The following is a 19,196-nucleotide window of genomic DNA, read 5'->3' as shown; positions in this document are numbered from 1 at the left end:
TAATTTTTATATATCATTTACTTTATATCTTTAACAAAAATAACAACTTCATTCATATTTACGACCTATTTAAATGAAATTGTAACTTTTCATTAAACAGCCCAATATGGTAGCCATCTACCAAGGCATGATTAACACTAATTGCAATTTGCATTTCTTTTTTAGATCCTACACTTTCCATTTTACTAAATGCGATTTTGGGAACAGAATCTTTAGCACCATTAAACGGTTCTTTATGACCTGTAAAATTAACCCAAGGTAACGATGAACAATGTACACAATCCATTGAATTAACTGGTGGAAATAGATCGTTAGTATTGAATACTCTTTCTTTTTCTTTTAAAAAATTATTTTGAAATTTAGTAAAATCCTCATCATAATTCACAAACGTAAACCCGAAGGTTTTATTAGGTCTCAGAATTGTTGGCGAGGCATGTATTGCATCATAAACCACTACGTCATTCAATTCGTTGATTCTATATTTTAAGTTCTCAACGTCATTTATTGCTTGCATCGTTGCATGCAAATATTTAACAAAAAACGACACGTTTTTATCACGCGATAATTTATAGGCTTTAGTCACATCTACTTTAAATGTGACCCCAAAATAAGGATCTACGAATGTGTTGAAAAACTCAAAATGAGCCTGTCTATTCCATGTATGTTTATCTAATACTCTCAATCTTTTATTTAAAAAAATCTAAAATTTCAGTTAAACAGGTTACTGTAGCATAACCAGATCCGTTGGCTTCCGTTTTAGTTACAGTTTCATGTTGCCAGGTTGTATGAAACGGAACATGAATTGCCTTTGCTCCCAGTTTTACTAAAGGTAAAATATCTGATTTTAGCGAATTACCAACCATTAAGAAATCCTCAGGAGCTATATCTAAATGATTTAATAATTTTGAATAGTTAGATTCCTGCTTTTCACTCAACACTTCTATATGATGAAAATATTTTAGCAAACCAGATTTTTCTAATTTTCGTTCTTGGTCTAACAAATCGCCTTTAGTGGCAACAATTAATCTATAATCTTTAGATAATACTTTAAGAACATCTTCTACACCATCTAATAACTCTATCGGTTTATTAATCATATCCTTACCGATTTTTAACATCTCTGCAATCACTTCATTAGAAACGGTATAATTAGATAATTCTAGAGCTAACTCAATCATAGAAAGAATAAATCCTTTTACACCATATCCATAGGTTGGTAGGTTTTTAATTTCCATTTTAAAAAGTTCTTGATCAATTTTGTTAGGTGTCTCAAAACGCGATAATAGTCGACCTGCTTCTTCTTCAGCAGCTCTAAAATAGGTTTCATTTACCCAAAGCGTATCATCAGCATCAAAGCCAATAACTTTTATGTTTTTGTAATTTACTTCCACAGTTTCTTCGCTCGTTCTAAATCCTCTGGTGTATCAATTTCTACACCTTGTATTGTGGTTTCAACCATTTTTATACGTTTTCCGTATTCTAAATATCTTATACATTCAATTTTTTCTGTAGCCTCAAGAAATTGCATTGGTAAGACAGCAAAATCTAATATCGCTTCTTTTCTAAAGGCGTAAATACCTTTGTGTTTAAAATATCGTGCCCCTACATTTTTATCTCTTGGAAATGGTATCGGACTTCTTGAAAAATAAAGTGCAAAATTTTGCTGATCAACTATAACTTTAACTGTATTAGGATTACTAATTTCATCCCAATCTTTTATTTCAACCATTAAAGAAGCTAAATCAATTTCTTTGTCTTTATCATCTTTAAATACATCAATGACTTTTGCCAGACTTTCGCGTTCTGTAAAAGGCTCATCACCTTGTACATTAATAACAATATCACAATCTATATGAGCTACAGCTTCTGCAATTCTATCACTACCTGACTCATGCTCTTTAATGCTCATTATAGCTTTTCCTCCGTTACTTTCTATTTCATTCAAAATGATTTCACTATCTGTTACTACATAAACTTCACTAAATAATTTAGTAGCTACAGTGGCTTCATATGTTCTTAGAATCACTGATTTTCCTGCTAAATTTTGCATTAGTTTACCTGGAAAACGTGATGCACTATATCGTGCAGGAATCATGGAGATTATTTTCATCTATATGAATTGTGTGAGTATTTTCAAAAATAAGATTTAAAATCGACTTTAAAAACTGATTTGATATATTGATACTTAACTGGAACTCGGTCGTATTTTTTTATAAACCTTATAGATGATATAAAAAATAAAAAGGACAAATAGTATTGCTAAAATTGGTAAAAATATAGACACAATAGACATCACTATGGACGACCCTGTTTCTATGGTAGAGACAATAGGGTTTCCAAAACCTGCTGTAGACACCGTAGAACCAGCACGCGTTATGCCTGCCGAACTCTTTACAGCAGCAGCCGTTCCTCCTCCTGCTATTATGGCTAATGCCCAAGTAATCACAGGACTTAAATCTGCAACTGTTGAGACCATAACTGCTGTTCCTGCTATGGTTGCTAATGGAATAGCAATAGTATCTAATGCGTTATCTACAATAGGTATATAGTAGGCAACTATCTCAACTAATGTGGCGATACCTAATGTTATAACAGCCGTTGTACTACCAATCCACAACCAAGATTCATTAAGTTCCCAAACATTGAAATAAGCAGCTAAACTTAAGGCAAATAATGGCAAAAACACTCTGAAGCCAACCGAAGCAGCAAGTCCGACACCTAAAAATACACTTAGAATTGTTTCCATAAAATTTTAATAAATTATTAAATATAACAAAAAGACGTTGCGCTACATTTAATGGTGCTTTTTTAATAGCACAAAATCAAAAGGCGTCCATAGACACGCTTTTAATCCTGCTTCCTTAAATCCATTATTTACCCAACTATTACATGTATTAATACAAGAATAGCTTCCCTTAGCTTTGTAGAAGTCATCTTTAGAAGTATATCCTTTATTATTAAGTGTTATTTTTTGTCCATCTTTATTCGTTTCAAAAGTATTCAATAAATAAGCATTTACCTTTTTTAATTCTGAAGCATTCACTTTAACTTCTATCCAATTTGAACGTTTTTCTTTATATCTCATTACATGCATAAGTGTTGAACTCTTGAGAATTAAGGCACTAAATGCATTTTTTAACGTAAGATCATTCCAGGTAGGTGTATTTAAATAAAAATTTTCATCTCCCCAACCAAAAGAAAAATACGCTTCAGGTTCAAAGTGTTTTAAATCTTTTAACACTAAACTATCTAAATTTTCTTTCGGAATTACAATATCTAAATGTACACCATTTGTAGATAAGTATATTGATTTACTAAAATCTGCATGCTGTTCTTTTCGGTCTATTGTAATATAACTCAGAATTAATGATATAATTAGATAAGTAAAAGGGATTAATAGTATATAAACAATCCATTTAAAAATCCTCTTTATTAATTTCATCTCAATCTACTATTAATCTTTCTCTACAAACATCTCATCCTTAAACCCAATTAAATATAGTTTTTCTTTGGCTCTTGTAATGGCTGTATACAACCAACGAATATAATCTCTATCCATACCATTTGGTAAATAAGGTTGTTCTACAAAAATAGTATTCCATTGACCACCTTGCGATTTATGGCAAGTAATAGCATAAGAAAACTTAACCTGTAAGGCATTAAAAAACTTATTATTCTTAACGCCTAAAAAGCGTTTGTATTTAGAGGGTTCTTCTTCGTAATCTTTAGACACTTCTTGGTATAAACGGTTAGATTCTTCATAACTTAAAGATGCGCTTTCTACATCAATAGTGTCTAAAAGTAAAACGGTTTCAAAGGGTTTCATATTAGGATAATCTACCATTTTCACCTTTACTTCGGCAAATCTAAAACCATATAATTCTTTTATGCTAAATATTTCAAGCACTTCAATGATATCGCCATTCGCAATAAAACCAGCTTCTGTTGTTGGTTTTATCCAGAAATAATTATTCTTCACAACCATGAGATAATCACCAGCAGACAATTCAGATTCATTAAACAAAATACGCTGCCTAATTTGCTGATTATAAGCATTCGCTCGTTTATTGCTTCTAACAATTATAGCCGTTTCTTCGTAACCATCATTGCTGTAAGCATCATTAATGGCATCCATAATTTCATAGCCATCTATAAGCCGAACACTATCCGTAAAGCCATTTAGATCAAATTTAAAACTATCATAAAAATTAGATTCCAATACAGCTCTTAATTCGGTTGCATTGCTAAGAATTCCTGAATCTTGTTCTTGTCTTACAACTTCATCTAATTCTATTCCAACAACGTCTTTATTGTAGTTTAAACTAAGCTTATTTTGATCTAAAGCTGGGCTTAAATCTGATTTTACGGGAGGCAATTGCGCCTTATCACCTATTAGTAATAATTTGCACTCATGACCAGAATAAACATAAGTCATTAAGTCGTCTAACAACGATGTACTCTCTATAGATTTAGAATCTGAAGGCGTATCAGGTATCATTGAAGCCTCATCTACAATGAAAATTGTGTTTCTATGCTTATTAGGTTGCATTACAAAATTAACGCCACCACCTTTATCTTTTTTAGGGAAATATATTTTTTTATGAATGGTAAATGCTTCCTTTTTAGAGTAATTAGAAATTACTTTAGCCGCTCTACCTGTTGGCGCTAATAAAACAGCACTTTTTTTAGCTTGCCATAAGTTAGATACTATAGTACCAATAATGCTAGTTTTACCAGTACCAGCATATCCTTTTAATAGATAAATTGAATTTTTATTACTGTCAAATAAAAATTGAGATAACTGCATTAACACCATATCTTGCTTAGATGTTGGTGTAAATGGAAATTTAGATTTTAATAAGGAATAAAATGCAGAAGCATTAGAAATCATAAAGAAATAATTATAGAGCAAGATAACATTATTCTCTTTTTTATAAGGCCATATTATAATAAGTTATAGTTTTTTAATTAATTTTATTTTAGATAGTTTTAACCAACAAAAAAAAATTGTAGATTTGCGTATACACCTTAATAAATAATAAACAACATGAATGTAATATTAGCAATTGTAGCTCTCATATTATTAACCATCGGAATTGTATGGGTAATAGACAAGTTTGTTCCTAAAAAAATTAAACCAATACTGAATTTAGTGTTATGGGCATTAATTATATTTTTAGGCTATATCACATTTAATTTAGTTTATGATGAAATTAAATTTAATCAACTTAAAGAAGAACGTTTTAAAATAGTAATTGAAAAACTTATTGATATTAGAGATTCTGAATTAGCATATAAAGATGTTAATGGAAAATATACCGATAATTTTGATGAATTAATAAAATTTGTAGAAAACGGACAAGTGCCTATTACGCAAAGACGTGACACGTTAGTATTAGATGAAGAAAGAACAAAAGCCTTTGGTGGTGTAGAAACTTTTAAAACTTTAACTTTAATTGATACCTTAGATTATTGGAATTTAAAAGATTCTATCTTTAAAGGAAGTGATCGTTACAAAAGCATGATGAATGTTGGTATCGGTAAACCAGGTGCCAAATTTACTTTAAAGGCAGGTAAATTAGATGAATACCCAGTTTTTGAAGCAAGCGTAGAAAAATCAGTCATCTTAGCTGATCAAGACAAAGACCTAATTGTAAAAGAAAACCAAGTCGTATCTGTGGATGGCGTTAATGGTTCAGCCTTAACAGTTGGTTCTATGGATGAAGTTTTCACTAAAGGAAACTGGCCAAAAAGTTATACAAACAAAGAATAGTTTGAAAACAAACAATATTAAAGAACTGTCCATTCAAATTAATTTGAATGGGCTTTCTTTTTGTATTCTAAATAGAACTACAAACGAGATTGAATTTTTAAAAACTATAGATTTTGAACAAAAGCAATTACCTGATGCTGTTCTTAATCATTTAAAAACAGAATTAAGCAGTAATACTGCGTTTTCTGAAGACTTCAATGACGTTTTAGTAATTCATCAAAACGAACTAGCAACGCTTGTTCCTGAAAAACTTTATGATCCCGAGAATAAAGTAGATTACTTAAAATTTAATTCAAAAATACTTCGAAACGATTTTATAACAGAAGATTATATTTCGGTTAATGATAGCGTTAATGTTTATGTACCTTATGTAAACATTAATAATTATATTTTTGAAACTTTTGGAGAATTTGTATACAAACACTCGTCGAGCATTCTTATAGATTCATTTCTTCAAAACCCAGAAACAAAGGAGGAAGAACCTGTTGTATATATAAATGTAAATAAAACGACGATAGAACTTTTAGTTCTTGAAAACAACAAACTTCAACTCTTTAATACATTTGAATATCATAGTAAAGAAGATTTTATTTACTATGTATTATTTGTGTTTGAACAATTAAAATTAGATGTTGAAACTACGACGACTCTGCTCAGTGGTAACATCGTTATTGGCGATCAAAATTTTGTAATGCTTTATCTCTACATTAGAAATGTAACATTTATAGACAAAACGTATAATTTTAATATTGTAGCAGAAACCGATAGACGTTATCTGCACCAACATTATGTAATCTTAAATTCCTTTTAATGCGTATAATATCTGGTTTATATAAAGGCAGACGAATTTCGGCTCCTAAGAAATTACCTGTAAGACCAACTACAGATATGGCTAAGGAAGCGCTGTTTAATATTCTTAATAATCAATATTACTTTGATGATATTTCAGTTTTAGATCTCTTCTCTGGAACCGGAAACATTAGCTACGAGTTTGCATCGAGAGGTACAGAACAGATTACTGCAGTAGATGCCAATTATGGTTGTATTAAATTTATTAATGAAACGGCAGAAGCTTTTGACATGAATATAAGCACCATAAAAAGTGATGTGTTTAAATTTTTAGAAAAGTCTAAGCAACAACATACCATCATTTTTGCAGATCCTCCATATGATTTTGATCTCGAAGCTTTTTCTAAAGTACCAGAATTAGTTTTTAAAAATGATTTACTAGAAGATCAAGGCATATTGATAGTAGAACATTCTAAACACACAGATTTAAGTCTGATAGATCATTATGCTTATTCTAAAAGTTATGGTGGGAATATGTTTAGCTTTTTTGAAAATAAGATCGAATAAAACAAACAAAGCTTCATGTAAAACATGAAGCTTGTTTAATTAAGCAAATCTATAAGCCGAATTCTGTCTCATGACGACAACTTTGTTGCGTCAGAGCCTTATCATTTATCTACGTTTACTATTACTAGCAAACTTTAGCTGCCTACCCTCTAACAATCGCGCGTGTACGCTCAAACGTTAGTATACATGACATTGCACCACATAGAGTTTACCTGGTTTCACTACAGCATGACCTGTACATACTTTCTGTTGCACTTTTCCTAGCCTTACGACTGGTGGCTGTTAACCACTATGATTGCACTATGGTGTTCGGACTTTCCTCAGAGACATTTATCGTCTCTGCGATAAGGCGATCTGCTTGGTGCAAAAGTACATAAATTGTTAATAACTCCTGTTAATTTTAACCTCTTAGAATGGACTATTAAAAGGTTATTCTTAAATTTGTTATGTAGATTAAAATTTATCATAATAGCATCGGAAAGATGCAGTAACTATTAAGTAAAATTTGGAACATTTCGTAGTATCAGCTCGTAAGTACAGACCACAAACCTTTAAGGATGTTGTAGGCCAGCAAGCTATTACAAATACTTTACTTAATGCTATTGAAAACAATCACTTAGCGCAAGCCTTATTATTTACAGGTCCTCGTGGTGTTGGTAAAACAACATGTGCACGTATTCTGGCTAAAATGATAAATAGTGATGGCGATACAAAAGAAGATGAGGATTTTGCTTTCAATATTTTTGAATTAGATGCTGCCTCTAACAACTCTGTAGATGATATAAGAAGCTTAACTGATCAGGTTAGGATTCCGCCACAAGTTGGGAAATACAAAGTATATATTATTGATGAGGTACACATGTTGTCTCAGGCGGCTTTTAATGCGTTTTTAAAAACTTTAGAAGAACCACCAAAACATTGTATATTCATTTTAGCGACTACGGAAAAGCATAAAATCATTCCTACAATATTATCACGTTGTCAGATATTTGATTTTAAACGCATTACGGTTGCCGACGCTAAAGAATATTTAAAATATATTGCCCAAGAACAAGGCATTACCGCTGAAGATGATGCGCTACATATTATAGCACAGAAAGCAGATGGTGCCATGCGAGATGCGCTTTCTATATTTGATCGTGTGGTTAGTTTTTCAGGTAAAAATTTAACAAGACAAGCAGTTACTGAGAACCTAAACGTTTTAGATTACGAAACCTATTTTACGAGTACAGATTTAATTTTAGAGAATAAGATTCCGGATTTGTTAGTGCAATTCAACACTATATTATCAAAAGGATTTGATGGTCATCATTATATAGCTGGTTTGGCCTCTCACTTTAGAGATTTAATGGTGTGTAAAAATCCGTCAACCATTCCGTTATTAGAAGTTGGTGAAGATACTAGTATTAAATATCAAGATCAATCACAGAAAACAACACATACATTTCTTATGGAAGGTATAAGGTTAGCTAATGACTGCGATCTAAAATATAAAACGAGTAAAAATCAACGCTTATTAGTTGAGTTAACACTTATGCAACTTGCCTCTATCACTTTTGATGGAGAAAAAAAAAATCTTAAGCACTTCATAATTCCGCCTTCGTATTTTAAAGCGAGAGGCATTACTCCTATTCCTGTTACTAAAAAACCTAAGATTGAAGGTGTAGCTCTTAACAATGCACAAGTAAAAACAGCAGAACAACCTAAACCAAAGGAGAGCATTGCGGCAGTTTCAGAACCAGTTATAGCAGTTCCTAAAATATCCATTAATAATCCTAAAAAATCCACTTCAGGATTATCTTTAAAAAGTATTAGAGAAAAGAAAGAACATCTTTTACGTCAAATGGATGTTGTAATTGATGAAGATGATTTACCAAAAGAACCTGTAACGCAAGAGGCGTTAGATGAAGCTTGGAAAATCTATACCGCTAAAATGGATAAAAAAGGCGAAAAAATTATGGCTTCTATTTTACAAATGGATCAGCCAAAATTAAAAGGCACAACTATTTATTTAACCTATTCTAACAATACTAACAAAATAGAATTAGAACGTGCAGAGTTTCCTTTAATGGCATTTTTAAAGAAACGATTACTCAATTACGATCTTAAATTAGATATTACAGTTAACGAAGAAATTGCTAAAAAATACGCATTTACACCATTAGAGAAATACGAGAAATTGAAAGAGAAAAACCCAAATATTGAGGTTTTACGACAAACTTTTGGATTAGATATATAGAATCTTTAGCATACAAAAATTGATAAACGCTGTTATAATATGAAAAATTTAATCTTATTATTTATTATCACAATCGCCTTTGCAAGCTGCGAAAACAGAAGAACACAAAGCCAAGCCCTATCTGAAAGCATTGAAGAATTCAAAAAAACAGTAAATTTTGAATCTAATGTTTTTATACCTGAAAACTATATAGAACGAGAAGTTGATACCTTAATGAGTAATGGTTATCGCGTAAAAATTAAAACGTATTCTGATATGACCAATACCGTTTTATTTTCTAAGATAAAAGATACGATCAATTACCAAACGCATTACAGAAATTTTAAATTCGATATAAGAGTAGAAAAACAAGGTCAACTTATTTATGAAGAAAGCTTTGACAAGGACAAGGCCAATAAGTTATTCGGTTATCGTGATGATTTTATAACAGAGTCTACTTTGCATAACTTCAATAAATTAGCAGTTTTACAATCTATACAAGTAGATGACGAACCTACATTAAAAAACAAAGTTCTTATAGATGTTAGGTATACCATACCAGAGACCAATCGCTTTGCGCTACACACCTTATATGTAAATGATAATGGCACCATCAATATGGTCCATGCAACACAGAATTAATTATGTTAGGACTAAAATTACCAACAGATCCACGATGGGTAAATATTGTTGAAAAGAATATTGAAGATATTTTAATTGACCATGCCTATTGTGAGCAAAAAGCTGCAAGTACAGCAATATCTTTAATTGTTGGTTTCCCAGAATATACAGAACTCGTTCAGGAAATGATTGAACTTGTTAATGAAGAAATGAGCCATTTTAAAATGGTACATGATTTAATTTTAGAAAAAGGTTGGACGCTTGGTAGAGATCGAAAAGATGACTACGTCATTGCTCTAATAAAGTTCTTTCCTAAAGGTGGCAGCAGAACAACCCAATTAGTACATAGACTTTTATATGCTGCTTTAATTGAAGCACGTAGCTGCGAACGTTTTAGATTACTATCTGAAGAATTGGAAGATAAAAAACTTGCCAAATTCTACCGCAAACTAATGATTAGTGAAGCAGGACATTATACAATGTTTTTAAACTTTGCCAGAAAATATGGAGACAGAAAAGAAGTTGATGATAAATGGGAGGCGCTTTTAGATTATGAAGCTGAGATTATGACCAACCTTGGTAATAAAGAAACTATCCACGGATAAAAAAAAGTCTTAACTAGCGTTAAGACTTTTTTTTATTATTTTATTGCACTACCTAGAGTTTCATTCCAAAACCAAATTGCAATACATGATTTTTTGCTTCAAAAGATGTTAAATCTTCATCTAAAATATTTAATACACCATAGGCTGCTCTTGCATCAATAAAAAATTCATCTGTTATCATAAATTCCACACCAACCACACCAGAAAAAGCAAACGTAGAAAAGGCATCTTTATCTTTCCATGTTTTTAAACTAAATTGCGGTCCTACAAGGAACGAAAAACGTTCAGACACAGGTAAATTTAAAAGAATTGGCAGATGAAGGTAATCTGCTCTTAATTCTTGAGCTTTACCGCCTTCAGCAGACCATTGTAATTCTGTTCTTAGTCCTATTTTCTCATTGAATTCAAAATCTACAAATCCAGCAAATGCGAATCCATTTCTGTGTTGATTTTCAAATTGAGCATCTGGCTTATAATCTAAATTAGAGACATTTAGAGCACCTCTAACACCATAGATTAAATCTTGAGATAGACCAATACTAGTAAATGAAACGAATAATAATACAAATAAATATTTTTTCATAATAATCAATTTGAGATAGCTAATATAAATTAAATTCTATATTTATAATATCATAAGCAGAAAAATCCGACAAACTACACTATTTAAACTTGTTTTTTTATACTATAACACTAGAAACAGTTTCATAATACATACTTTTTATTATTCCATCAGATAGTCCAATTTTTGGCACATAAATATCTTTTGCCCCACTCCATTTCATAGCAGAAAGATAAATTCTTGTTGCAGGAATAATTACATCTGCTCTATCTTGGTTTAGATTTAGTTTAGTAATTCTTTCCTCGTAAGAATAATTTTGAAGCATTTTGTAATAGCTTGTAAGATAAAAATAGGTTAAGGGCTTACCTGCATCTTTTCCAGAAATTTTAAAAATCTTATTGATGTTTCCTCCAGAACCTATTAATTCTATTTTTTCGTACTTTTTAGTATTCTCCTTAATCCACTTTTCTAAATCTTGCCAAGTTTCATTTTTCACAATATCATTTAATAATCTTACAGTACCAATTTTAAACGATCTAGATTGCTTTTTATCTCCATTATGAATGATTGAAAACTCTGTACTTCCTCCACCAACATCTACATATAAATATGTTTTGTTTGGATTTATAAAAGATTGTAAATCAGTTGCCGCAATTATTGCGGCTTCTTCTTCTCCATCAATAATTTCAATATTGATTCCACAAGTTTCAGCAATTTTTTGAGTTAACGGCCCACTATTTTTTGCTTCTCTCATGGCTGATGTAGCACATGCTTTATAACGTTTTACACCATGCGACTTTATAATTAAACTAAAAGCTAGCATGGTATCTAACATTCGTTCTTGATTATATTCTGAGATTTCTCCATTAAGAAAAACATCTGCCCCTAATCTAATTGGTACACGAACTAATGAATTTTTTTTAAAAATTACAGGCTCATCATCTTGTTCAATAATATTCGAAATCAATAACCTCACGGCATTAGATCCAATATCAATGGCTGCATATTTCTGTATCTTTAGCATATTATCCTTCTAAATTATTTATATAATATTTATAGGTATCAAATTGCGCTCTTACTTTTGGGTTATTATTTTTTCGATAACTATTATCTTGATTTTCGTTTATTACTCTTGCTTTTGTATTATCATTCCAACATATATCATACAAATGCTGTAGTTCTTGTTTAATATCTTCATCATATATAGGACAACTTACTTCTACTCTATTATCAATATTTCGTGTCATCCAATCTGCAGACGATATATATATTTTAGGATCATTCTGATTACTAAAAATATACAGACGTGTATGCTCTAAAAACTTGTCTATTATACTAATAATTTCAATATTTTCACTCATACCTTTTACACCAGGTACTATACAACACAATCCTCTAACGATCATTTGTATTTTGACTCCTGCTCTACTTGCTTCATATAATTTATCGATCATTTTATAGCTACTAATGCTATTCATTTTCAATTTTATATATGCTGATTTTCCGTTTTTTGCACTTTCAATTTCTTTATCTATTAATGCAAAAATCTTAGTCTTAGTATAGTGAGGTGAGGTTATAATATGTTTGTATCGGTTTACCTTATAGTTAACTTCAAAAAAATTAAATACTTTATTGACGTCTTTTAAGATTTTAGGATTTGCAGTCATCAGCGTAAAATCGGTGTAAATCTTTGCAGTAGACTCGTTAAAATTACCTGTACTTACAAATCCATATCGCACTATTTTTTCATTCTCTTCACGCTCTATAACACACATTTTACAATGTACTTTTAATCCTGTAACACCAAAAAGCATCGTAACACCTTCTGCTTGCATTTGCTCTGCATAATTAATATTTGCTGCTTCATCAAAACGTGCTCTTAACTCTATAGAAACAGTTACTTTTTTTCCGTTCTTTGCTGCGTTAATTAAAGAACTAGCAACGTGAGAAATTTGTGCTAATCTATAAATGGTTATTTTGATAGTTTTTACTTTTGGATCTAAAGCTGCTTCTCTTAAAAATTTAACGATATAAGAAAACGTATGGTAAGGTGTATAAACTAAATAATCTTTTTTGGCAATAGTACTAAAAATACTTTCCTCTAAACTAAGCCCTCTTACTGGTAATGGTTTAATTTTTTCATAGAGTAAATCTGTTCTTCCCAAACTTGGAAAACTCATATAATCTCTACGGTTATGATAACGACCTCCAGGAATTATACTTTCCTTTTCATCAATTCCCATATGTGTTAATAGAAACTCTAATGTATCTTTTTCTATACTTTTATCGTAAACGAACCTAACAGGAGCTCCACTTTGCCTATCCTTTACACTCTCTGTAAGTTTATCTATAAAACTTTTGCTTAAATCACTATCAAAGTCTAACTCACCATCTCGAGTTATCTTTATCATATGTGCACTTATAGAATCGTAATTAAATATATTGAAAATTTCATCTAAGCAATATCTTAGTATATCATCTAACATTATAATGTAATTACTTTCACCTTTATTAGGTAAAACCACAAAACGATCCATAGCTGCAGAAATCTCTATCAATGCAACTTGATCTTTTAAATTCGGGCTAGACATTTTTACCGTTAGGTAAGCAGAAATATCCATTAACTCTGGTAAAGCAACTTCTTCATTAAGCATTATAACTACTAATGCTGGACTTATCTCTTGATAAAAATAGTTCATTATAAACTCATGATGATTTTCATCAATCTCAGTTTCATTTATAATATGTATATTTTCTTGTTGTAGTTCTGCTTCTATTTCTTCAAGAATCTCTACACTATGACCTTGCTGCTCAATAACTATTTTAGTTATTTCCTCTAACAAATCACCAGCTTTAATTCCACCTAACTCACTTTTACCGCCTTTACCGGCTTCATATATTCTTTTTACAGTAGCATATCTAACTTTAAAAAACTCATCTAAATTATTAGAAAATATACCAAGAAATCTTAAGCGCTCTATAAGAGGCACATTTTTATCTTCTGCTTCTTGAAGAACACGTTCATTAAATTTTAGCCAACTAAGTTCTCTATTAATATATATGTTTTTGTCTTTAGTCATTTCTTAATTCCTTAGGAATAATTATAAGTTCTGTTGTTCCTTTTTCTAAATCTTGCCAACTCTCAATATTAAATTTTATAGTAATTAATCCGCTAGTAGGAAGATTGTCTATAAATCTATCACCAAATATATTAGAAATAGATGTGAAAGCATGGTTGTGACCAAAAATCATTATGTTATTTAAGGTGTTTGATAAATTTTTAATAAATTCTATAACATTTCTACCATCAAAATCATACAATTCTTCAACTACAGAAATTTTTTCATTTGGAATTTGAAGTATTTTAGTAACAATTCTACACGTACTCAATGCTCTGTTTGCTGGGCTTGAAAATACTTTCTGTGGCAAATATTTATTTACAACTAATTGATTTGCAACCAATATAGCATCATTTTCCCCTCTACTTTGTAAAGGCCTTTCACGATCTATTACATCATACTTCCAAGATGATTTTCCGTGCCTAATTAATGTTATAGTTTTCATATTATTACGATAAAACGCAAATTTATCCGACAAAAGGTTGTGTATCTCCGATTTAACGAGTAAATTGCCCTCTTAACTCTAAAGTTTGTGTATGGTTTAAGTTATAAGTTACTTTTGTTACGTAAAATTAATGTAAATGATCCCAAATCAAAAAATATATTAATCCATTAATTATATTTCATTTACACTAGTATTATTTCCCTCTATATTTTAACAAAAAAAACGAATAATATTATTATTCAGTGCTAAAAATGTTTAGACTCAAACTCCGTTTGCTGTTTAAATTTTTGGTGGATTTATAATATCATAGACATTTAAGTTATGATAAAAAATATGGAAAAAAAATACAATTGTATTTCTGTCGTAAAATTTGCAAAAGCTATGTTCATAGGCTTACTTGTTGTTTTACCAAATTTATTAATTGCTCAACAAGCACCATCAATTCAAACGGGTGTTACTTTTCAGTGGTTAGAGGCTACACAACCAGATGGCACATATCCTGCGACCATTGAGTCTGTGACTATTGACGGCCAAGTTTATAATTCATTTGTTGTTCCAACCGATTATGAAATGACACGCGTAGGTCATAATGGCCATTCTCATAACCATATAAAGGAAAATTCAGCTACTATATTTAATGACAGTAGTGACCCACTTTGGCACAATGCAGCATTGTCTGCTTTTCAAGATAAAAATCTTAATCACTTTTTCTCGTGTAGTAATAATGGTAGAAATATTTGCCTTGATTTTGATGCCGTGGCAACCACAGATGCGCAAAAACAAACTATTTTTTATAATCCATCAATACCTGCTAATGAAGGTGGTGTACTAGCTATTACTGAGCGTAATGCTAACAACTGTTATCATATTGCAGTCTTTGGAACTCCAGTAGGCGGTGGAGCCGAGCAATTTTTAGGTGAAACTTTTGTAAGGTCTAATAATAATTCCATAAATGGTGCTTTCTATCCTCCTAATCAAATACCCAATTCAGGAACAGATTATTGGTTAACAGATCGTACTGTAGAGCAAAATAAAACTCTTGGTATGGCTTTATTTTATTTAAGTGATATTGTACCTATTGGATCAAAAATCACAAAAATAGAATTTAACGCATCTACAAATGATCATGGTGATGGAAAATTTTTAATAATGCAAAAATACGCTGTTGATAACCATCAAATTAATTGTATTAATGAACGATATTCTGGCGATTTAAAATTAACGAATAATGCTCCTGAAAATTCTACTTATACTTTAGTCTCTGCTCCAACACCTGCAGGAGACTTTTTTGAGTTTAATACAGATGGAACATACACATACACACCAACAGCAGATTTTACAGGTGAAGTAAGTTTCGAATACAGCGTATGTCTACCATCTCCAAACCAAACAGTTTGTGATCAAGCATCTGTTTTTATGAATTTTGTTGACTTACCCCCTAACCCAACATACACCGTTGATTGTAACGTTGCTGGTGATTTTACTATAGAAGTGACTTCTCCTTTAGGTACAGAGTTTGAATACAAACTTAATGGCATGGCATATCAAAGTTCGCCTACATTTACTGTACCTACTGGTGCTTATAATTTAGTAATTAAAAATGTTAATTCTAATTGTGAAAAATATTTTACAGATAACCCAATCATGGTTTCTAACATGAAGATTACTGCCGACATTACTGATGTTTCTTGTAAGTTAGGTGATGATGGAGCAATCGATATTTCTGTATCAGGTGGTACTACACCATATACATATAGCTGGAGTAATTCTGCAACATCTGAAGATTTGAGTAACATATATGCAAACACCTATACAGTAACCGTTACTGACGCCAATGGATGTACTAAATCTGAAAGTTTTGAAGTTGAACAACCAGCAGAAGAGTTGGCTGTTGAAGTAGATTGGATAAAACACGTAGACTGTTTTGGTAACAATTCTGGAGATTTTAAAGTTGAGGGTTCTGGTGGAACACCTCCTTACTTATATTCTGATGATGGTGGGCTAACAACTCAATCTAGTGATTTCTTTGCACCGCCTTACTATGCTGGTAATTATACCATTACAATTATTGATTCCAAAGATTGTACATCTACAGTTGATTTAGAAATCACAGAACCAGATGAATTAATTGTCACGGCCTCTTCAATTACAAATGTTGAATGTAATGGCGATAATACAGGTGCGATATACTTAAATGTAGAAGGTGGAACTCCACCTATTTATTACACGTGGGATGACGGTTCTACAAATGATAACCTTACAAACCTTAGTGCAGGTACTTATAATGTAACTGTTGCCGATTATTATGGGTGTTCCGTTTCCAAGAGCGTAACCGTTTCTGAGCCACCATTTAAAAATCTTAATTCAGAAATTTATGCAGCAACATGCAATAATGCTGGTACTTTTGATGATGCTTCAGATGACTTTATTACATTTACTATAGAACCAGATGCTCCGACTGACTATTTCCAACACCCTTACACCTATAATGTAACTGCAACTCAAAATGGATCTCCTGTTAATGTTTACTATAATAAAACTCTATATACCTCAGATTCAAACGTAATTTCTGAAGAAATTGCAAACAATGTGAGTTATGGATATTCTACAGATTTTATAATTCATAATGGTGGTCTAGGATTGGGAGATTTTGTAATTACAATAACCTCTAACCCATGTGGATTAACAGAAACATTGAATCTAACAAATCCTGGGACGTGTTCAGAAAATTGTGTGCCTGAAGCTACAAATCAGCAAGTTACGTACACTTTTGAATCCGATTTTATTTTTACTGATATTGATGAGTTCGCTGTAAATATTCCAAAATTTGATCCTGGTAGTACAAGAACCTTAACACAGGTTGACGTAAGTTATTCAAGTGAATTTAGAAGCGCACTGCTTTTTGAAAACACAACCACTAATGGGTTTGTTAGAGGCGCAATTGACGCAAATGTATCTTACTCTATTGGCAGTCTTAGTGCTATTACTGCAAATCTTGAATTAGCTAGAACAAATGGTTACGCAACTTCTCAATATATTCCAATTAATGAAGAAGTTTTAGTTCCAGCTGAAGGTAATTGGCCTGGAGATAGTATGCCATCTGAATCTACATATAATGGAATGCAGGAAGCATTTAATCTATTCGTTTCTAAATCATTTTTATTAGGTATTGATCCTACAAATAATCCATTATGGGTCACAAATATCATTAATGACCCAACTACAGATGACGATATTGTTTATATACTAGATACAACTTTGGATAGCGGAAATTCCGTTTACACCTCTGTTAGTGACCTTGGCAACTTTATTGGAACTGGTGTTTTACCTTTAAATTTTGAAACAAATAGTAACTCCTCTTCATCTTCTACAGGTAGTAGTTTAATAAACTTTATGAGTAATGCGCGTTATAAATATGAAGTAACATATACATATAATGTTAGTGAAAGTATTGTAATTGGGACTATAACACCTACAAATGCGAATTGTAATGGTGAAGCTTCAGGTAGTGCAACAGCATCAGTTTTTGGTGATGCAACACCTTTTACTTATATATGGTCAAATTCTGAAGGTAATCCTATTGGAACGAATTCTCCAACATTATCCAATGTTGTTGCTGGAACATATTCTCTTAAAGTTATTGATGCTAACGATTGTGAAGTTACGAACAGTGTAACAATTTCCGAACCTAGTGCTCTAACGGCAAATTTTGTTTATAATAATAGTGTAAAGTGTTTCAGTGAAGAAACCGGTAGTATAAAATATATAGGCGAAGGAGGTAGTCCTCCTTATAGTTATTCTATAAATGATGGATCAACAACTCAATCTGAAAGTTATTTTGAAAATCTGGCAGCAGGTAATTATACATTTACTGTAATTGATGCTAATGATTGTGAATACACTATTGATTTTGAAATAACAGAACCTGACGCTTTAAATCTCTCTGTTACTAAAGTAGATGCAACTTCAATCGAAGGTTGTGATAACGGTTCAGCGGATGCTTCTACAACTGGTGGAACAGCACCTTATACTTATTTATGGTCAGCCTCTGCCTCTAATCAAACTACAGCAAATGCTACTAACTTACCTGTAGGAGATCATACTGTTGTTGTTACTGATGCTAATGATTGTACGACTTCACAATCTATAACTATTTCTTGTACGGACGATTGTGATATTGTTACAAATTCTGGAACTATTACCAATGTTTTATGTAACGGAAACGATACTGGTGCAGCAACTGTGTCAGCGAGTTCTGTGATTAATCCTACGGCTACTTTTACTTTTACATGGTCTAATGGCGATATCGATGCTGGTGTTACTTCGAGTACGATAGCTGATGTCATTGCTGGGAACTATAATGTGAGTGTTACTATGGATGGATCATCTTGTGATCCTGTGGTTCATAATATTTCTATTACACAACCTTCGGAAGCGTTGAGTGTGTCTATTGATAAAGTTAATGCAACGTCAGCTCAAGGCTGTGATGATGGTACG

17 protein-coding genes and 1 other RNA gene are annotated in these 19,196 nt (G+C 31.6%); 7 read left to right on the top strand and 11 right to left on the bottom strand.

Going from position 1 to position 19,196, the window contains the following annotated elements; genetic code table 11:
- Positions 1-58: 58 nt before the first annotated feature.
- The 6 genes from ACJBCC_RS10510 to ACJBCC_RS10485 form a co-directional block, all read right to left on the bottom strand.
- Positions 59-682: a CatA-like O-acetyltransferase gene (locus ACJBCC_RS10510; protein WP_299100550.1), complete on the bottom strand. Its 624-nt coding sequence runs from the start codon at positions 680-682 to the stop codon at positions 59-61.
- A 4-nt stretch (positions 683-686) separates the two neighbouring features.
- A complete protein-coding gene (locus tag ACJBCC_RS10505) occupies positions 687-1,391 on the bottom strand; it encodes an HAD family hydrolase (RefSeq protein WP_407557138.1) in 705 nt (234 codons plus the stop codon).
- Positions 1,382-2,110 (bottom strand): 3-deoxy-manno-octulosonate cytidylyltransferase, encoded by a 729-nt coding sequence (gene kdsB, locus ACJBCC_RS10500; protein ID WP_407557137.1) that lies wholly within the window; start codon positions 2,108-2,110, stop codon positions 1,382-1,384. Before kdsB ends, ACJBCC_RS10505 begins: the two co-directional genes overlap by 10 nt.
- A 75-nt stretch (positions 2,111-2,185) precedes the next feature.
- The gene (locus ACJBCC_RS10495; RefSeq protein ID WP_407557136.1) at positions 2,186-2,746 is read right to left on the bottom strand and encodes a DUF4126 domain-containing protein; all 561 of its coding nucleotides are present in this window, start codon (positions 2,744-2,746) and stop codon (positions 2,186-2,188) included.
- A gap of 48 nt (positions 2,747-2,794) precedes the next feature.
- Entirely contained in the window at positions 2,795-3,442 is a 648-nt protein-coding gene (locus ACJBCC_RS10490; RefSeq protein WP_407557135.1) for a DUF2459 domain-containing protein, read from the bottom strand.
- A 12-nt stretch (positions 3,443-3,454) separates the two neighbouring features.
- The gene (locus tag ACJBCC_RS10485; protein ID WP_407557134.1) at positions 3,455-4,891 is read right to left on the bottom strand and encodes an ATP-dependent RecD-like DNA helicase; all 1,437 of its coding nucleotides are present in this window, start codon (positions 4,889-4,891) and stop codon (positions 3,455-3,457) included.
- 156 nt (positions 4,892-5,047) lie between these two features.
- On the opposite strand from ACJBCC_RS10485, the gene ACJBCC_RS10480 reads away from it, so the two are divergent.
- From ACJBCC_RS10480 to ACJBCC_RS10470, 3 genes are read left to right on the top strand one after another with little or no spacing between them, the layout of a single operon-like run.
- Positions 5,048-5,773 (top strand): hypothetical protein, encoded by a 726-nt coding sequence (locus tag ACJBCC_RS10480; RefSeq protein ID WP_407557132.1) that lies wholly within the window; start codon positions 5,048-5,050, stop codon positions 5,771-5,773.
- 1 nt (position 5,774) lies between these two features.
- On the top strand, positions 5,775-6,584 hold the full coding sequence (locus ACJBCC_RS10475; RefSeq protein ID WP_407557130.1) for a DUF3822 family protein: 810 nt from the start codon (positions 5,775-5,777) through the stop codon (positions 6,582-6,584).
- Positions 6,584-7,129, top strand: coding sequence for an RsmD family RNA methyltransferase (locus ACJBCC_RS10470; protein ID WP_407557129.1), 546 nt, complete (start codon positions 6,584-6,586; stop codon positions 7,127-7,129). Before ACJBCC_RS10475 ends, ACJBCC_RS10470 begins: the two co-directional genes overlap by 1 nt.
- A gap of 36 nt (positions 7,130-7,165) precedes the next feature.
- Here ACJBCC_RS10470 and rnpB read toward each other — a convergent pair.
- Positions 7,166-7,490, bottom strand: an RNA gene (gene rnpB / locus ACJBCC_RS10465) — RNase P RNA component class A.
- A gap of 144 nt (positions 7,491-7,634) precedes the next feature.
- Between rnpB and dnaX the strand changes: the two genes are divergently transcribed.
- The 3 genes from dnaX to ACJBCC_RS10450 are packed head-to-tail and all read left to right on the top strand — an operon-like array spanning position 7,635 to position 10,573.
- On the top strand, positions 7,635-9,368 hold the full coding sequence (gene dnaX, locus ACJBCC_RS10460; protein WP_407557127.1) for a DNA polymerase III subunit gamma/tau: 1,734 nt from the start codon (positions 7,635-7,637) through the stop codon (positions 9,366-9,368).
- 39 nt (positions 9,369-9,407) lie between these two features.
- Positions 9,408-9,989 carry a hypothetical protein gene (locus ACJBCC_RS10455; RefSeq protein ID WP_407557125.1) on the top strand — a complete coding sequence of 194 codons (582 nt, stop codon included), beginning with the start codon at positions 9,408-9,410 and terminating at the stop codon, positions 9,987-9,989.
- A gap of 2 nt (positions 9,990-9,991) precedes the next feature.
- Entirely contained in the window at positions 9,992-10,573 is a 582-nt protein-coding gene (locus ACJBCC_RS10450) for a tRNA-(ms[2]io[6]A)-hydroxylase (RefSeq protein ID WP_299100570.1), read from the top strand.
- 52 nt (positions 10,574-10,625) lie between these two features.
- Here ACJBCC_RS10450 and ACJBCC_RS10445 read toward each other — a convergent pair whose 3' ends face one another.
- The 4 genes from ACJBCC_RS10445 to ACJBCC_RS10430 form a co-directional block, all read right to left on the bottom strand.
- Positions 10,626-11,156 carry a porin family protein gene (locus ACJBCC_RS10445; protein WP_299100572.1) on the bottom strand — a complete coding sequence of 177 codons (531 nt, stop codon included), beginning with the start codon at positions 11,154-11,156 and terminating at the stop codon, positions 10,626-10,628.
- A 97-nt stretch (positions 11,157-11,253) separates the two neighbouring features.
- Positions 11,254-12,159 (bottom strand): Ppx/GppA phosphatase family protein, encoded by a 906-nt coding sequence (locus tag ACJBCC_RS10440; protein ID WP_299100574.1) that lies wholly within the window; start codon positions 12,157-12,159, stop codon positions 11,254-11,256.
- A 1-nt stretch (position 12,160) separates the two neighbouring features.
- A complete protein-coding gene (gene ppk1 / locus ACJBCC_RS10435) occupies positions 12,161-14,215 on the bottom strand; it encodes a polyphosphate kinase 1 (RefSeq protein WP_407557124.1) in 2,055 nt (684 codons plus the stop codon).
- Positions 14,208-14,699, bottom strand: coding sequence for a SixA phosphatase family protein (locus ACJBCC_RS10430; protein ID WP_407557123.1), 492 nt, complete (start codon positions 14,697-14,699; stop codon positions 14,208-14,210). The genes ppk1 and ACJBCC_RS10430 overlap by 8 nt, the downstream gene beginning before the upstream one ends.
- Positions 14,700-15,032: 333 nt before the next feature.
- On the opposite strand from ACJBCC_RS10430, the gene ACJBCC_RS10425 reads away from it, so the two are divergent.
- On the top strand, positions 15,033-19,196 hold a 4,164-nt coding region (locus tag ACJBCC_RS10425; protein WP_407557122.1), incomplete at its 3' end, for a choice-of-anchor E domain-containing protein.

Source organism: Winogradskyella sp. 4-2091, assembly GCF_045765065.1.
Lineage (GTDB): Bacteria > Bacteroidota > Bacteroidia > Flavobacteriales > Flavobacteriaceae > Winogradskyella.
The sequence above is the reverse complement of the archived record's forward strand: the minus strand, read 5'-3'. Positions and strand labels throughout refer to the sequence as shown.

Coding starts and splice junctions, on each gene's coding strand:
- ACJBCC_RS10470 (WP_407557129.1), top strand. CDS start 6,584: ATGCGTATAATATCTGGTTTATATAAAGGCAGACGAATTTCGGCTCCT.
- ACJBCC_RS10495 (WP_407557136.1), bottom strand. CDS start 2,746: ATGGAAACAATTCTAAGTGTATTTTTAGGTGTCGGACTTGCTGCTTCG.
- ACJBCC_RS10450 (WP_299100570.1), top strand. CDS start 9,992: ATGTTAGGACTAAAATTACCAACAGATCCACGATGGGTAAATATTGTT.
- ACJBCC_RS10480 (WP_407557132.1), top strand. CDS start 5,048: ATGAATGTAATATTAGCAATTGTAGCTCTCATATTATTAACCATCGGA.
- ACJBCC_RS10455 (WP_407557125.1), top strand. CDS start 9,408: ATGAAAAATTTAATCTTATTATTTATTATCACAATCGCCTTTGCAAGC.
- ACJBCC_RS10490 (WP_407557135.1), bottom strand. CDS start 3,442: ATGAAATTAATAAAGAGGATTTTTAAATGGATTGTTTATATACTATTA.
- ACJBCC_RS10430 (WP_407557123.1), bottom strand. CDS start 14,699: ATGAAAACTATAACATTAATTAGGCACGGAAAATCATCTTGGAAGTAT.
- ppk1 (WP_407557124.1), bottom strand. CDS start 14,215: ATGACTAAAGACAAAAACATATATATTAATAGAGAACTTAGTTGGCTA.
- kdsB (WP_407557137.1), bottom strand. CDS start 2,110: ATGAAAATAATCTCCATGATTCCTGCACGATATAGTGCATCACGTTTT.
- ACJBCC_RS10445 (WP_299100572.1), bottom strand. CDS start 11,156: ATGAAAAAATATTTATTTGTATTATTATTCGTTTCATTTACTAGTATT.
- ACJBCC_RS10485 (WP_407557134.1), bottom strand. CDS start 4,891: ATGATTTCTAATGCTTCTGCATTTTATTCCTTATTAAAATCTAAATTT.
- ACJBCC_RS10440 (WP_299100574.1), bottom strand. CDS start 12,159: ATGCTAAAGATACAGAAATATGCAGCCATTGATATTGGATCTAATGCC.